This is a genomic window from Paenibacillus sp. LS-5 (assembly GCF_056121505.1).
In genome coordinates, this window is the sequence record NZ_JBWAVA010000003.1 from 141,387 (window position 1) to 158,197 (window position 16,811).

General features: G+C 50.3%; 12 protein-coding genes. 4 read left to right on the top strand and 8 right to left on the bottom strand.

Annotated features, from left to right (window positions below; genetic code table 11):
* Positions 1-22: 22 nt before the first annotated feature.
* Entirely contained in the window at positions 23-454 is a 432-nt protein-coding gene (locus AC0MA3_RS06210; protein WP_474655519.1) for a MarR family winged helix-turn-helix transcriptional regulator, read from the bottom strand.
* Between the two features lie 211 nt (positions 455-665).
* On the opposite strand from AC0MA3_RS06210, the gene AC0MA3_RS06215 reads away from it, so the two are divergent.
* Positions 666-2,360, top strand: a complete 1,695-nt coding sequence (locus AC0MA3_RS06215) for a methyl-accepting chemotaxis protein (protein ID WP_474655520.1) — start codon at positions 666-668, stop codon at positions 2,358-2,360.
* A gap of 94 nt (positions 2,361-2,454) precedes the next feature.
* On the opposite strand, the gene AC0MA3_RS06220 is transcribed toward AC0MA3_RS06215, so the two are convergent.
* The 7 genes from AC0MA3_RS06220 to AC0MA3_RS06250 all read right to left on the bottom strand — a co-directional run bounded on the left by AC0MA3_RS06220 (position 2,455) and on the right by AC0MA3_RS06250 (position 11,084).
* The gene (locus AC0MA3_RS06220) at positions 2,455-4,464 is read right to left on the bottom strand and encodes a bifunctional diguanylate cyclase/phosphodiesterase (RefSeq protein WP_474655521.1); all 2,010 of its coding nucleotides are present in this window, start codon (positions 4,462-4,464) and stop codon (positions 2,455-2,457) included.
* Between the two features lie 161 nt (positions 4,465-4,625).
* Positions 4,626-6,281 (bottom strand): hypothetical protein, encoded by a 1,656-nt coding sequence (locus AC0MA3_RS06225; protein ID WP_474655522.1) that lies wholly within the window; start codon positions 6,279-6,281, stop codon positions 4,626-4,628.
* Entirely contained in the window at positions 6,274-7,074 is an 801-nt protein-coding gene (locus AC0MA3_RS06230; RefSeq protein WP_379156886.1) for an ABC transporter ATP-binding protein, read from the bottom strand. Before AC0MA3_RS06230 ends, AC0MA3_RS06225 begins: the two co-directional genes overlap by 8 nt.
* Positions 7,075-7,264: 190 nt before the next feature.
* Complete coding sequence (locus AC0MA3_RS06235; RefSeq protein ID WP_474655523.1) at positions 7,265-8,278, bottom strand: Gfo/Idh/MocA family protein; 1,014 nt, start codon at positions 8,276-8,278, stop codon at positions 7,265-7,267.
* Positions 8,279-8,371: 93 nt separating this feature from the next.
* A complete protein-coding gene (locus AC0MA3_RS06240; RefSeq protein WP_474655524.1) occupies positions 8,372-9,325 on the bottom strand; it encodes a 1,4-dihydroxy-2-naphthoate polyprenyltransferase in 954 nt (317 codons plus the stop codon).
* Between the two features lie 33 nt (positions 9,326-9,358).
* A complete protein-coding gene (locus AC0MA3_RS06245) occupies positions 9,359-10,129 on the bottom strand; it encodes a DUF6081 family protein (RefSeq protein ID WP_474655525.1) in 771 nt (256 codons plus the stop codon).
* Positions 10,130-10,166: 37 nt separating this feature from the next.
* Positions 10,167-11,084 carry a prenyltransferase gene (locus AC0MA3_RS06250; RefSeq protein WP_474655526.1) on the bottom strand — a complete coding sequence of 306 codons (918 nt, stop codon included), beginning with the start codon at positions 11,082-11,084 and terminating at the stop codon, positions 10,167-10,169.
* A gap of 174 nt (positions 11,085-11,258) precedes the next feature.
* Between AC0MA3_RS06250 and AC0MA3_RS06255 the strand changes: the two genes are divergently transcribed.
* The 3 genes from AC0MA3_RS06255 (at position 11,259) to AC0MA3_RS06265 (ending at position 16,758) form a co-directional block, all read left to right on the top strand.
* The gene (locus AC0MA3_RS06255) at positions 11,259-13,655 is read left to right on the top strand and encodes an EAL domain-containing protein (RefSeq protein ID WP_474655527.1); all 2,397 of its coding nucleotides are present in this window, start codon (positions 11,259-11,261) and stop codon (positions 13,653-13,655) included.
* Between the two features lie 80 nt (positions 13,656-13,735).
* Positions 13,736-14,359 carry an acetate uptake transporter gene (locus AC0MA3_RS06260; protein ID WP_379156869.1) on the top strand — a complete coding sequence of 208 codons (624 nt, stop codon included), beginning with the start codon at positions 13,736-13,738 and terminating at the stop codon, positions 14,357-14,359.
* Positions 14,360-14,613: 254 nt separating this feature from the next.
* Entirely contained in the window at positions 14,614-16,758 is a 2,145-nt protein-coding gene (locus tag AC0MA3_RS06265) for a bifunctional diguanylate cyclase/phosphodiesterase (RefSeq protein ID WP_474655528.1), read from the top strand.
* Positions 16,759-16,811 lie beyond the last annotated feature (53 nt).

The following is a 16,811-nucleotide window of genomic DNA, read 5'->3' on the forward strand; positions in this document are numbered from 1 at the left end:
GGTATTGTCTGCCCTACTGAGGTCAGCGTTCCTGCTGTTCCAGCATCAGATAATAGTCAGCAAAATTCTGCAGCTCCTCCGGATTCAATATGGCTAAGTGTTCGCTTAGCAGCAGTAAGGAGCGGTATCTCGCTTCCTCCAGCAGTTTTTCCCCCTTGGCTGTAAGGGTGACAATGACGGCTCTGCGGTCTTGTTCATCCTGATCGCGAACACTAAGGCCCAGCAGCTCCAGACGATCAAGCATTACGGTAACCGCACTGGACTTGACCTCCATTTTGTCCGCAAGCTGGATCACCCGGGCATTCTGCTCCTGGGCAATCATACGAAGCAGGCCAAATTGCGGTACGGTAAGTCCGATTTCTTTGTGCAAAGACATTTGTGATGTGATTTTCCGTTGTACCTTCCACATGGATAATCCCAACCGTTCTACCAGCGGATCGATGGGTTGTGACATTCCTTTCAGCTCCAGTCCGTTTGTCCTTGTTCCAGCGTAACATTATTACAGACCATGGTTCAATGTTTTTATATGTGATATTTCTTACATTATTCGTCATTTTCCGACACAAAAAATACAATATTTTCTTATACCTCTAATAAGCTATAATCGTAGAAGCAATACAGCGCTATTGCTGAAAACATTAGAAACAGGGTTGGTGATAGAAATAATGAAGCTGGCAACAAAATTAACCTGGATGATGCTTATTGTGTTGCTTCTGGTTGGGTCCTCCATTGGATTCTTTGGTTACCGTGCGGCTTTTCATCAGGTGGACGAGGCTGCTGGAATCGAATTGGTGGGCTGTGCCAACATCACAACTGGCCTGATTGATCCTGCAGACATTGCGGCACTTGTTGGTGGAGATAACAGCAAAGTGGCTGCTATTGAAGACCGGATCGGCTGGATTGTGGCACACAAGCCTATCTTTAAAGAAGCATTCATCCTTTCACTGGACGGTAAGATCCTCGCCGCCGATGCCAGCTTGAAGAAAAGAGGCTACAAAGCCGGTGATCCCTTCTATTTTTCAGAAGAGGATAAAGCCATGATTACTACCATGAAGCATTCCGCATACTCCACTGTTTATACATACCAGGGCACATCGCTCAAAACCGGATATGGCCCGATTTATCAGGATCATGACCCCAGCAAGCCTATTATTGCGCTAATGGCGATCAATTTTGACGGCCCTTTAATCCAGGAACGGACCATGGACATTATTGTTCAGCCTTTTATTATCGGCGCATCCATTCTGATCGTAGCCATACTTGCCGCTTATCTGTTGATCCGCCGCATGGTCAGCCCGCTCACCAAGCTGTCGGGTTCCGTGAATACTATTGCACGAGGCGACCTTACCCACGAACCACTGCTTTTCAAGAGCAAAGATGAAATCGGGACACTGGCCCGCAACTTCAATGATATGACACTGAGCCTGCGTGAGCTGATCACCCAGGTAAATGATACCTCCATGCAGGTTGCCTCTTCGTCCCAGGAGCTGTCCGCCAGCGCCCAGGAGACGAACCGCGCCGGGGAACACAGTGTGAATGTTACTATTGAGCTTGCCGACGGGGCGAATTCCCAATTGAAGGAACTGGAAGGAAGCTACAAAGCAGTACAGGATATGTCCCGCTTCATCGCGGAGATCGCCGACAATGCCGACAGTGCTATGGATACTGCTGCGAGTAACGCCCTCAAAGCCCGCATGGGCCGGCAGTCCATTGACTCCACAACCACACAGATAGGTGTAATGAGCGGAAGCATTCAAGATCTTTCCGACATTATCACTACACTGGGCAGCCATTCCAAGGAGATTGAGAACATTGTTGGCACGATCGCCAGCATCGCCGAAGAAACCAACCTGCTCGCACTGAATGCGGCCATAGAAGCCGCCCGTGCCGGAGAAGAAGGCCGGGGCTTCGCTATTGTCGCCGGCTCCGTCCGCAAGCTGGCTGAACGCTCCGCCAACTCTGCGGCACAAATCGGGGAGCTGGTTAACCTGATTATTGGCCAGATGGACAATGCAGGTGAGACGATGAAACGCTCTACGGAAGAGATGCTGCAAGGGAAAGAGCTCATTGCCTCTGCGGGGCAGTCTTTCTCTGAGATCGAAACCTCAGTCTCCGACATGTCTTCCCAAAGCCAGCAGATTTCAGCGACTGTCCGTGAGCTGGGAATCCTCTCTGGCGGGCTGGTAGAAGCGATTCAGAATATTGTCAGTATCTCTAATCATACGGCTGCAGGTGCCGAGACCCTCTCCGCCTCTTCCCAGGAGCAGCTTGCAGCGATGGAGGAAGTAGAATCCTCTGCTGCTTTCCTCTCTTCACTGGCAGAGAAGCTTCAGGATCTGGTAGAGAAATTCAAAATCTAGGTGACTTTTCAATTTGTATAAGCAAAAAGCGCAGAGCTCCGATGAGGTTCTGCGCTTTTTGCTGCCTGAGGCAGGTTATTCCTTATGTATTTCATTATGCCGTGTTCTCAATGAACCATTGGCCCAGCTCGCTTACAGGCATCGGTCTCCCGTAATAAAAGCCCTGCATCACCCGGCAGCCCAGGGATTGCAGAAGTTCAATCTGCTCAGGCGTTTCCACGCCCTCCGCCACAACCTCCATGTTGAGATTGCTGGCGATGGCAATGATATTACTGATGATCGCCTTCTTGGAATGCATCTTACTCTTGCGGATGAATACCTGGTCAATCTTCAGTGTATTCACTGGGATTTCATCCAGATTGCCCAGAGAGGAGAAGCCGGTTCCAAAGTCATCCAGTGATACACGAACCCCTAGATTCCGCAGCTTGGAGAGTTGGGCTACCGTCTCTTCCATATTGTTCATTGCAATCGATTCGGTAATCTCCAGTTCCAAGAAGTGAGGTTCCAGACCGGCGCGCACCAGCGCTTCCTCAACCACTTCATACAGGGAGCCGCCTTCGAACATCCGGGCCGACATGTTAATGGAGACGGCAACACTCGCCACCTTCGCTCTGTGCCAGAGCATATTCTGACTGCATACATCATGTAGCATCCAATACGTAATGGGTACGATCAGTCCAGTCTCCTCGGCAATCGGAATGAATTCGGCAGGTGAAATAATGCCATGTTCCGGGTGTCTCCAGCGCAGCAGCGCCTCCAGACCAACGGTTACATTCAGAAGAGAATCCCATTTGGGCTGATACACGACCATAAATTCCGAACGGGCCAGCGCCTTACGCAGATCCTTCTCCAGCGACATCCTGCGGAGCTGATTGCGGTTCATTTCCTGATCGAATATGCTGAACTTATTCTTGCCGGAATCCTTGGAAGTATAGAGTGCGGTGTCAGCAGCCTTCATCAGGGCTGAGCGGTCAGTCCCATGGGCAGGAGCCATACTGATCCCTACACTTGCTGTTACGTACAACTCATTCCCCTCAATACTGTAAGCCTTCTTCAATTCCTGCAGGATATGGTGTGCGTCCTCCTGGGCATCCTCAGTAGTGCAGACCGGAATAGCTATCAGAAATTCATCTCCTCCCAGCCGAAAAACCTTGCCCTTCGTACCAATCACACATTGTAATCTCTTCGCAACCTCCTGAAGCAGCATATCGCCAATATCGTGTCCCAAGGTATCGTTAATGGACTTAAAGCGGTCCAAATCAACAAAAAACACAGCACCAGAGTGCCCGCCAAAAAATTCATTCTTGAAGTACCGTTCCAGCCCATGACGGTTCGGCAGCCCGGTCAATGGATCATGATAAGCCATGCGTTCCAGCCCGTGCCGGTCCAGAAGAACCGCGCCGCCCGATACAGCAAGCATAAAAAAGGTGACAAGCGAAACTCCGGTCAGCAGAATGATATTCATCTCCTCAAAAAAAGGTTGCGTACCAAGGCGGCTGTATTCCTCCAAATGACTGGCCTGCAGGCTGATGTAATGCATCCCCGTAACCGCAGTCCCTATGAACAGTGACGAGTACAGCTTCCAGCGGCTGAAACCCGGATAGTCTTTGAACCTGCGAAAGAGGTACACCCCAGCATACGAGGCTGAACAAGCAACGGCAACCGAAAGCACTTGAGCAGGTATCTCATACAGAATTCTCGCCTCCATCTTCATGGAGGACATGCCCACATAATGCATAGCGGAAATCCCGCTGCCGAGAATCAAGCCGCTTAGAAGCAAGCGTCCTTTTCTCTGGCGGGGCATAGTAGCCATCCATAGGGATACATAACAGGCAAACATACTGATGAACAGCGAGACAACAGCTACGCCACCTTGATAGCTAACCTCGAGAGGCAGTGGGCTAGCCATCATCCCTACAAAGTGTATGGCCCAGATTCCGCTGCCAAGCACACAAGCTCCGGAGAGCAGCCACAACCGTCTTACGTTTCCCGACGTACGGGAAGCCTGTGATATCAAATTTAGCGCCGAATAGGCTGCAGAAGCAGCTAGCGTAAAAGATAGCAAAACAATCCATAGGTTATATTGGATTCCCATTTGATCCATAGTCGACCTCTTCATCTGTTTAATTATCATCGCCGCCGCAGGTAATCCCTGTAAGTTAACTTTAGCTGTATTCTACCTTGTATTTGATACACTGTCTAAGTAAATACTGGAACTCGGACTTATGGTGTGCCGGCAGCAAATGTCCATCTTACGTATCCGCATTATGCGCCAATGGTCGGAACCTGTCCCGCATGCGAATCTTCCCGCGGAAAGGCTGCGCGCCAAACCCACACATTTGCAGCTGCCAGAATTACCAAATAGATGTACACCCCAGGCGCGAAAAGGGTGAACACATAATGAAGGCCTGCCAGTCCCATTAGGATAAAGATCATTACAAATCCACTCACCGAGAAGTCCTTCTGCTTAGCCGCCTCGTATTTCTCCGAGAATGGCAGCGCCTGCGGCAGCACCCGGAAGCATATGATTGCAAATAACGGCAATGCCAGCATGACATCGGCCAGATCCGGAAGAATCCGGGCACCGAACAGCCAGAGGAATACAGCCGATTCCAGAACAAATAGTGGAAGCATAAGCCGCAGCAGCGCTGCCTTGAGCATCCCACGGTACACGGGAGCCGTTTCGGGCAGCGGAATCGTTCTGTAAATCCAGGCTCCCTTGTAACTGGCTGAATAGCGGAGCATTTGTACTACAGTCAGCAACAGCAGGGCACTGAGATAGATGAACAAATAGGCCTTGGATTCTGTGCGCACCGTCGAATCACTGCTCCACACCTGGTTGAATATGAAGATAAAAGGGAGCACCAGCGATAACCCGACAGTCGGGTATACCTTCAGCTTGAAATCTCGTTCATTCCTCATCATAGACCATGTGAACCGGAAGAACATCGCCTCTGCCTTATCCCTACATACAAGTTCCGACACCAGGCGGGGATAACGGCCACTGTCTCTGCCGGCAGCCCCCTGCTCCGCCAGCTTCTGCAGGCTCCGCTCAAACAGCGGCATCAGCCGGATATATGCAGCAAGCAGCAGCAACGGGATCATGACAGCCAGCACTGCGAGCACGATAAACTCTGTCCCCATACTACCGCCCACCAGCACCTCAAACGGGGCAGCGAACCACACAGGTGCAATGAAATACTGCCACCATGCAGGCTGGAAGGAGGCTGTCAGATCCGTCATATTGAACAGACGCGGAACCAGCTGATACCCTATCACAACCCCTACGGATAACATGATTTGTATATAGTTGATAATATCCTTAAGTTTCTCCCCATCAAAGACCCTCATAATCAGCAAGTAGAGCAGGGCGGTAAACACGAGAATAAAACCATCCATCAGCAGAATTCCCGCTGCATAGATCAGGAAGAATAATATTCCCTGCTTGAACAAAGCCACCACAAGCGAGGGTGCCGTTAGGGTTAGCGTCAGCGTAACCAAATAAATCAGAATATGGAGACTCTTAGCCATATTTAGAGTCCTGCGGTCCACCGGCTTGGAGAACAGAATGTTCTTGTCCCGTAAATCCAGCATTACTGAAGAGAAGTCAGAGATCAGAGTAGTCGTGATCATGAACATGACCACAGCAAACAGGACGCTCATTGTCAGCATGTAGTTGCTGTCCGGAATCACGAATAGAATCAGCATAAGTCCGAGCAATAAGTAGATCCACTGCACCCGTAGCGGAGACCCCTCGGTTCCCTGGGCATTCTTCTGTGTTCCCAGCACTGTCGGTGTCCGCCTTCCGTCCATGGTCAGCTTCACTTGCAGAATACTGCGGAGCATATCATAATCCACGCCAGCCCTCTTGAAGATGCCCTGCAGCCGGTCAAGCAGCTTCAGCACCTTGAAATCATTCATGCGGAGCACCTTCTCCAAGCACAGCCACAAACTCGCCGGCGATATCCCGGTACTTATCGAATCCGGTCAGCTGATTAAAGATATCCTCAAGCGATCCCTCCCTGCTCTGCTCCTGAAGCTGTGCGAAGGTTCCGTCCGCTACAATGTCCCCGCCATTGATCAGGATGATCCGGCTGCTGATTTTCTCCACAACATCCATGATATGCGAAGAATAAAAGATCGTTTTGCCCTGAGCTGCAAGCGAAGCGAAGATCTCTTTCACGACCATGACACTGTTCGCATCAAGACCGCTAAGCGGTTCGTCGAGAAAGAGAATATCGGGATCATGCAGCATACTTGAGATCAGCAGCACCTTCTGCTTCATCCCCTTGGAATAGGAAGCAATCCGCATATCGTAGGCCTTATCCAGATTGAGCAGGCCCATCAGCCGTTCCGCCTTGGCATCGGCTTCATTCCGCTTCATACCGTACAGCTCGCCAATGAATGTTAGATACTCCCGGGCTGTCAGGCTGTCATAGAGCTCAGCAATCTCGGGCACATAGCCAATTCTCCGCTTGTAGGCGATATCTCCATCCGCAATATCCCTGCCAAAAATCCGCACCGTACCCGTATAGCCTTCCACCAGACCCAGCATGATTTTTACCGTGGTGCTCTTGCCTGCCCCATTTGGGCCGATATAGCCGATAATCTGTCCCCTGTAGACTTCGAGGTCGATCCCCCTCAGTACCATCCGGTCGCTGTAATTCATCCATAATCCTGATATCGAAATCACCGGCTCCTCTGTAAGTCCCATAACCTGCTCCTCCTTCAAGAATACGCTGTATAATTCCAAATTTATGTAATTACCAATATAAATCCTATTCTATCAAATTTCAGACCGTTCACCTATAAGGAATTGCAACAAGAACACTTGATAAAAAAAAGAACGGCCAGCGGCCGCTCCCTTCAGCATTCGATATGTCATCCTCACCTGAATATTACAATTATGCCCTATTCCGATCCTGCTTCAGACTGATTCTCTCCCGCTGCCGGGCGGACGCCAGGCACGTCTCAATAAGCATCATATTCTGCACCGGGTCCCCGGAGGCAAACATTGGCTCCGCCCCAAAGACGGCGGCGGCAAAATCATCAGCCTGCCGGACATACGGATTGGCGCCCGTTGCCCGGGCACGCCGGACTTCCCCTCCGGAGTATACAAAAAATTCAGCATCGTCAAATCTGGCATTGAAGGGCATCGGAATCTCGATCCGTCCGTCCGTCCCCAGGACCTCCAGCAGCTGCCGGTTGTAGGCCCACATGCCGCAGTCGAAGATCAGACTGGCACCGCCAGGGAACTCGACCAGCCCGGAAGCCATCATATCCACATGGTCATGCTCAGGGGAAAAGATCGCTTGTACCGTAGCCGCCTCCGGCTCCGCACCGAATAACAGCCGCGCGGCACTGAGCGGATAGCAGCCGACATCATACAAGGAACCTCCGCCCCACGCTGATCGGAAGCGGATATTAGTGGTGTCTTCAGCATCGTTATATGTAAACGTCCCGCGGATGGACCGAAGCTCACCGATTTCACCGCTGAATATAACCTCCCGCACCTCGGCAATCCGCGGATGATGCCGGTACATATAGGCTTCAGCCAAATGCACCTCTGCCTTCCGGCAGGCCTCCACCATCTCCGCCGCCTCCTGGCTATTCAGGGCAATGGGCTTCTCGCAGAGCACATGTTTGCCTGCTTCTGCCGCGCGGATCACCCATTCCCGGTGAAGATGATTCGGGAGCGGAATATATACCGCATCCACGTTCGGATCGGCTAATAGCTCCTCATAACTCCCGTATGCCTGCGCCACGCCAAATTCATTGGCGACGGCGCTGCTTTTGTCCAGACCACGGCTAGCCACCGCCTGAATAACGCCTGTCTCCGATTCCTGGATGGCCGGCATAACCGAACCTGTCGCAATTTGGGCACAGCCCATGATTCCCCAGCGCAGCTTTTGTGTCATCGTGCACACCTTCCCTTGTCATAGATTTCCTGCCTGTCCTTAATGAAAACAATAGCATAGAATCCGGCATATCTCTATTTATGGAAACGGCAATTATAGCATCACATTCAGCAGAACAGCCATACCCAGCACCACGATACGGGCCAAGCTCATCAGCACAAAATTTTTGACAGATAGAATGAAGGTGGTAGCCTTCTCCTGCTTGCGGGTGAATTCCGCAATATTCCGCCGCAGCGGAATCAGTGTCAGCAAGAGCAGAGCCACCAGCACAGGGTTCACTCCAAGCAGCAGCAGCACGACAAGGTCTGCATACGAGACATAATACAGCAACTTAAACAGCAGGAGCGCGTTACTGCGTCCGATATACACAGGCAACGTGTACCGCCGGTTATCTATGTCATCCTCTATGTCACAGATATTGTTGGCCAGCATAATTCCGGCAATCCCGAGAATCGCCGGTATGGAGAACCAGAAGAGATACAACACCTCAAGCATGTTAACATGCAGACTGACCCAGCCTTCGGAGAACAGGAGCGTTACCACACTTTGATCCGAGTGAATATAGGCCGAGATGAAAATGATCACAAAACCCATAAATAACCCGGAGAACAATTCGCCCAGCGGCATCCGTGAGATCGGTATCGGACCGAATGAGTACAGAATGCCGATCAGGAAGGACAAGCCTCCCAGCAGAAATACCAGCAACCCGGTCTCGGCAACCAGCGCAATTCCGCCGCCCACCGCAAGCACCAGCAGCACAGCAATGGTAATAACGACCGTACTCTCTTTCAGCTTGTGGCGAACAATAGCATTATGCGTTTCATAGCCGTAGCCATGCGTTTTGGCTGCCTTTTTAAAATCATAATAATTGTTGATTGCCGTTGTCGCCATATCAAAGCTCAGCAGGGACACCAGCATCAGCGCAAAGCGAAGAACATAGAAATCCTCAAAACGGTACAGGGCATACAAGGTCCCCAGCATAAAAGGCAGCATGCTCGCCACCTTCGTGGGCAGCTCAACAAATCGCAAGAAACTTTTTACATTCACGGCCATACATCCTTATCTGTCAAATAAGCGCGGTTATGCTCCGGTAGTGGTAATCGTAACCGGGGACCATTCAGCAATCACTGTCTGTCCATGCGCGGACACGCTGCCTTCGGGCGTCAGATCCTTTTCCGTCATGATTCCCAAGGCAACGGTAAAGCCGTTCAATTTGATCGGCACGTGCTCCCGGCGCACTTCCCTGCCGTTCACATAGAATAACGCCTCATCCTTGCCGCGGTGGTATGAGATCTTGTAAGTGTTGAATTCACGTGGTTTAAAGTCGGTATCCTCTGCAAAAATGCAGAAATACTTGGTTCCTCCAGTATCGGGAACCTGAACACCCGGGAAAGGCAGGATGCCGTAGACACTGGCATATTGATCATTCCCGGCAAAAAAGTCCAGCGCGGCCCCTGTTGTGAAATCAAGGAGATTCAGCGAAACATAGCCGTCATAGAGGTCGCCTGGCGCGGTACCCTGTGTACGGGCGCGGATCTGAAGTTCAAAGCTGATCTCCCCATCCTCCGGTACCTTCACCGGCTCTGCAGAATAATACATATGCTTCGCATTGTCGAGAATCTGCACCTGATTATTCTGACGGCTCAACTGTGCACGCACATACAAATACCCATTGCGTACAATCACTACAGCCTCCGGCTCGCGGTAAGCCCAGAAAGAACCGTCCGGCAGGGTGAAGCCGCCTGTCTTCCAGACCTTGCCCTCTGACAGAATCGTATGGAAATCTCCGAGTACAGTCTGCTGGCTTACAGCTTCTGAAGTATTCTCACTGACGGGTATGTTGTTGTCCATAAGTTCACTCTCTTTCTATATATAGTGGCTGCAGAAGTTAGATCAGCCCTTGGATAAGCAGAGCCACAATCATAATTGCTCCACAGCGTACAGATGCCTTCAGCGACGCGCCCATCAGCGGCAGATAGGCTGCTGAGGCATTTTCCGGTTGCAGACTACGATAGACATGCATCGGTGCAATGGCAGTCAAGAGCGCCAGAAGGGCGTATACAGGTAGCACACCCAGCAGAACACAAATGATCAGCGATACATAGGAGGTATAGAGCAGAACATGCGAGAAGACCAGTGCCCGGCGTTCTCCCCACACGACAACCAGGGTCCGTTTGCCTGCCTGTTCATCCGCTCTCCAGTGCAGAAAGTGATGATTGAACAGCAGCAGGGTAGTGAGAAGTCCGACTGGCATCGACAGCAGCGCCGCCTTCAGGCTGAATTCGCCGGTCTGCACAAAATAAGCACCCATTACAGGCATCAGTCCAAAAGAGAGGAAAATAGCCAGTTCGCTATATCCCTTGCCGCGATAGCCAAAACGCAGCGGCGGAGCAACATAAAAATATGCGATTAACGCTCCGCCCGCCACAAACCATAGGATCTCCCAGCCGCTGTAAACGCTGAGCACCGCTCCACAGAGCACAGCAAGCGCAAGCAACCCCCATGTCAGATAGGTGAAGACCCGTTCGGACAGCACACCTCCCGACAGAAATCCCGAGTTGGTCGTGATCACCCCTGGTGTATTCAGCGCCTCCGTATCCGTTCCGTTGCGGAAATCCCATATATCATTCACCATGTTGGAGAACAAGTGGGCCGCAGCAGCTCCGATAATCGTGACAACAAATAAAAACGGGTGAAAATCCCCCTCCCATACATATGCCCCGACAGTACCCAAGACAACTGGTATTAACATAACGGGGATAACTTCAAACCGTGAAGCCTTCTTAAATAGAGTCCATTTATTCATACAGAGGCTTTATCTCCTTCTATTATTAATTAATAATAATTATCGTTAGACTATTATACATCAAAATTCGACATATCGGACAGAAAATCGCTGCAAAATATTCCCTTATCATGGTACAATATTTGTTATAGTACTTATTTCCTATTGATCTGAAATACTTTAAAGGGGAGCATCATGAAGCTACGCAAAAAAATTGTAATCTTTACTTTTGTTGTTGCCTTGCTTGCCTTAGGGGTTACTTACCTGCTTCTGCACCTCACCATGCTAAACCGCTTCGAGAAGCTGGATGAAGCCGCCCTAAAGGATAGCCTGGCGGATACACTATCCTCTTATCAGGAGGAACTGCTTGATATGAAGACCAGTATGCTGAATTATTCACTCCGGGATGAGACTTATGGATTTGCAGAGTCGGGCCGTACGGCCGAAGGTTCCATTGCCGCAAATGACGCTATTATCCGCAGTATCTTCAATAGGACTACCTATGAAGTCAATCACTTCGATATGATTGCCCTGCTGGACAAATCGGGACAGCCTCTATATGGCGGTACATATGATTCGAACTTCAGGAGTATTTCCCCATTGACACCGGAGTTCCATACCCTTTTCAGATTGATGAACAGCCGGCTGCCGGCCCTTTCCGGTCCAAATGATAGTCAATCCGGAATTGTGATTCTGGATAAGGGTCCGATGCTGGTTACCCTCACGCCCATTGTCAACAGCCTCAAAGATCAACCGGTAATCGGCACAGCCATTGCAGGAAGAATGCTTAATCAGGAGGAGATCACCCATATCCGGGCTGACGGTTCCTCCAGTATTCAAATGACAAGAGTGACCTCAGGAATGCTCGCACAAAGCGGAGGAAAGAAACTCTGGATGAGTCCGGTATCCAGCAGCATGATGTCGGTTCATACCATCGTAGACGATCTGTTCGGTAATCCGGGCATGGTCATTACACTACATCAATCCCGCAGGATCTATGAGAGCGGCCAGGACTCCGTCTACAGCTTCCGGCTGTTCTTCTTTTTGATAACTATCCTTATCTGCATAGGAAGCATGGCCTTCGTGAACCGCTCCATTCTGGGAAGAATGTCCTCATTAATTACTAATATCCGCGCTATTGGCAACAGTAAGGACTTATCCATTCGGATCCCTAGTACCGGAAAAGATGAATTCAGCGACGTAGAGCATGCGTTCAACCGGATGATTGATTCTCTGGAGCAGGCACAAGATGATCTCCGCCATCAATCGATGCTTGATCCGCTAACCCAGTTACCCAACCGTGCGCTCTTTTTCGCGAAGCTTAACGCTGCGATTGACGCCATGAAAGGCAGCAGCCGTCAGATAGCCCTCGTCTTTATCGATCTGGACCATTTCAAGACCGTGAATGATACGCTTGGCCATGATTTCGGCGACACCATGCTCAAAGAAACGGCCTTCCGGATTACGCAGGTTGTCGGCCAGCATGATGTGGTGTCACGCCTAGGCGGCGATGAATTCACTATACTCCTCTCAGACATCCCCGATTCCGTCTCCATATGCGACCGGCTGTCGAGTATTCAAGAGATTCTTTCCATGCCGCATCATATCCAAGGGCATCTCCTCTACAATACAGCAAGCATTGGTGTCAGTATCTATCCTCAAAACGGGGAGGACGCCGACTATCTGGTGAAGCAGGCCGATCTGGCGATGCTCCATGTCAAAGAGACGGGAAGAAACAATATTCTCCAATACTCTGAAGACCTGGAAGAGAGTATCCGGCGTAAAAAGGTATTGTCCCAGCTGCTGTTGTCTGCTGCCGCTAATGATGAATTCGAGGTGCATTACCAGCCAATTCTTAATAGTAGGGATCTGCAGGTGCATAAAGTGGAAGCCCTGCTGCGCTGGACAACCCCGTCCCATGGGGCCATTTCTCCCGCAGAGTTCATCCCGCTCGCAGAAACCAGCGGCTCCATTGTCAGTATCGGGGGCTGGGTGCTGCGGCAGGTCTGCGCCGATGTGCAGAAGTTTCGGGAGCAAGGCCTGTTCCTAACAGCTGCAGTTAACATTTCAGCGGTCCAGCTGATGCAGCCCGGACTGCTAGATCTGCTCCTGGAGCTGCTTCATGAATTCGGGCTGCCCCCTTCCTGCCTGGAGCTTGAAATCACAGAGAGTGTACTCGTCTCCGGCGACAGCATCTTCCAGTCCCTGCAGCAGCTTAGAGCAAATGGATTCCGCATTTCGCTTGATGACTTCGGCACCGGATTCTCGTCGCTCAGCTACCTGCGGCGGTTCCCTGTCGATGTGATCAAAATTGACCGTTCGTTTGTCTCCGAGATGACCCCGGACCCACAGGGGGATGTTCTGGTCAAAGCCATTATCGAGCTGAGTCACAATCTTGGACTGTGCGTGGTGTCCGAAGGCATTGAGCATCCGGGGCAGTTCCAAATGCTGCGAAGCCTGGGGAGTGACGAGCTTCAGGGCTACTATATCAGCAAGCCTGTTAAGGCTGGGGATATCCCTGCTTTTTTGTTACAGGAAAATTCAGAAAATGAACAGTTCCTTTATAGGCAAGTTTCAGACGATATGATATGATAGGCAAGCTGATAACAGCACCGCTTTTGGGTGCTGTTATCCTATGCGAACACTTATGAAAATTGGAGGCATTTATTGTTATGTCAGCGCAATCGCCAAACACTCAATCCGTCAAAATCATCACCGCCGACCCTAGCGCCATCGGCCTGTTCGGATTAGCTATCGTTACCCTGGTCGCTTCTTCACAAAAGCTCGAAATTACAACAGGTCTCAGCTACTGTATCCCATGGGCAATCTTCCTTGGAGCCTTCGCCCAGCTGTTCGCATCCATTCAGGATGCTAAGCACAACAACACCTTTGGCATGACTGCTTTTGGAGCTTATGCGTTCTTCTGGTTCGGCATGGCCGCAAGCTGGCTGATCAAGCTCGGGGTATTTGGAACAGTTCTGGCGGAAGGTATTGATCCCAAACAGCTCGGATTTGTTTTTCTAGGATATCTGGTGTTCACACTATTTATGACGCTTGGTGCAGTAGAAGCAAACCGCGTTCTGCTCATCATCTTTGTGTTAATTGATTTCCTGTTCCTCGGCCTGACGATGGATTCCTTCGGGGTCGCTGCTGAATTCTTCCATAAGGTAGCTGCCTGCTCGGAGCTGGCTATCGGCGTTGTATCCCTTTACGGCTGCGGGGCATCAGTGCTTAACGCTCATTTCGGACGCACTTTCCTGCCAATCGGAGCTCCGTTTGGAATCTTCAAAAAATAGATTTTTAACCGCAACGGATAAATACAATCTGCTCTGATGCAGAACGTGTTTATCCGTTTTAATTTTGCCGGAATCCTGTAACCTTCCCCCTTGCACAAAGATGATAAAGATGACATGCTATAGAGACACCTACGACATATATCGACATTTTTCCTGCGGTGCTGGAACCGGCGAAGCCTCTTATACTGGACGGCTTAGTCCCTTTTACTTGTAACAAATGTAATGTTGAATTTTTTCGATATCGGAGGCACTCTATGGCTTTCATTAATAAAAAGCCTTTAACGATCATTCTCGGCTTCTTAGTCGTGCTTCAGCTCTCTCTGTTCTATTACTATTCTTTATCATTAGACCGGGAATATCGGGCAGAAAAAGCCGACCTCTCCTCACAAGCAGTCATGCTATTATCGAACCTTGAAGAGCGAGTCTCGATTGTCAAAGGCGTTAGTTCCTTTATTCAAACGGTCGGCTTTGATGCTGATCCAACCCTGATTAACCAATATCTAGTCACCGCATACCGCAACAATTCAAACAACGTTATGAATATCATGATCGCTCCGGACGGCCTCATCCGCTATTTATATCCTCTACCCGGCAATACAGCGATTCTGGGCAAGAGCCTGCTGCTCGATTCAGCACTCTCCTCACCCGGGATGATACAAGAAACGATACGTTCCCGCGGCATTACAATAGACGGACCACGGACACTGGCCCAGGGTGGCTACGGTATGGTGATCAGACAAGCTATCTATAAAGACAGCTCCTTTGCCGGCATCGTCTCCGTAACCTTGAAGATTGATAACATTGTGGAGCAGCTTCCGCTGAAGGATACCCAAATTTCTGTCACCGCAGACAACCATAGCTTTCTGTTCGGCAATCCTTCCCATACGGAAGGAGGACAGCTTACAGTTCCGGTTACCCTCTATAATCAGCATTGGCTCATGAGCATCCCCTTGCCCACACAGAAGAAATGGGAGGTGCTGCGCAGTGTGCTCTGGATTGATATCGCCTTCTTGCTTGTCATAGCATTTATTCTCTATATCTTCTGGCACCAAAACCGTTTCAACCGTGACCTGGAACGTATCGTCAACATACGTACACGGGATCTGCGGGTGTCCAAACGTCTGTATGAGAAGCTTGCGCATTACGATAGTCTAACTGAAATACCCAACCGCCGTTATTTCATGGACGAATTCGAACGCCTGCTGCAGTCGGCAGAGCTGACCCAGACTTATACACTGTTCTTTTTCGATCTCAACCGCTTCAAAGAAATCAATGATACACTGGGTCACTCTACCGGAGACCAGGTAATCAAGACGCTTGCCAACCGGCTGAAAAGCGAAAAGTTGCCCTTCAAATTGTTCGCACGGACCGGCGGTGACGAATTCGTCATGATCTTCTCCGACCTTTCCCGGGAGGATATTCACGTCATAGCCGGTCAGATCAGCGAGCTGATCTCGGAGACGCTGCTTATTTCCGGTGCGTATTTGAGCTTATCGACCAGTATAGGTATATCCCTGTATCCGGAGCATTCGCTGAACAAGGATGATCTGCTCAAATTCGCAGACATGTCAATGTATCAGGCCAAACTTCAGGAAGATGCGAACTACTTTATCTTTGATTGGGAACTGCGTGAGAAGCTGGAGCAGAAGACGATGATCGCCAAGTATCTGCATACCGCCCTGGAGCGTGAAGAGTTCGTGCTTCATTATCAGCCGCAGATCAACGCCGTTACCGGTAAAATGATCGGCCTGGAGGCACTGATCCGCTGGAATCATCCGGAGAAAGGATTAATTGGGCCAGGGACCTTCATTGCAGCCGTGGAAGAAGCCGGACTGATGATTCAGCTTACAGACTGGGTGCTCCGCGAAGTGTGCCGCCAGCTCTGTGAATGGAGAGTGATGGGGCTCCCGCTGCTTCGGACCTCCATCAATATCTCCAACAGCTGGTTCTACAACCGCAACCTGATCGAGAATCTGCTTGCCGTTCTTGACCAATATGGATTGGAGACGAGTGTGCTGGAGTTCGAGATTACGGAGAGTACGGCTCTCCTTGAAGAGCATTATCCGCTGCTGCAGCAGATGCGGGATCACGGCATCGTGGTCTCGATCGACGACTTCGGCACCAAGTATTCTTCGCTGAACTACCTGAAGCATTTTCCCGTGAACAAAATCAAGATCGACCGCACCTTCATCACCGGCATCGGTGTCAGTTCGATTGATGAGACGATTATCAAGTCCATTGTATTCGTTGCCTCGCAGCTTGGTTATGACCTGATTGCCGAGGGCGTGGAGACACAGGAGCAGCTTGAATTCCTCATTAAGCATAATTGCCCGCATATTCAGGGCTTCTTTTTCTACCCGCCGCTGCCTCCCGAAGATATTCATAAAGTTGCTTCATAAGCTTTAGCCAGTATAATAAAAGAACCGGCTGTGCCGTCCTTCAACGGACGGTA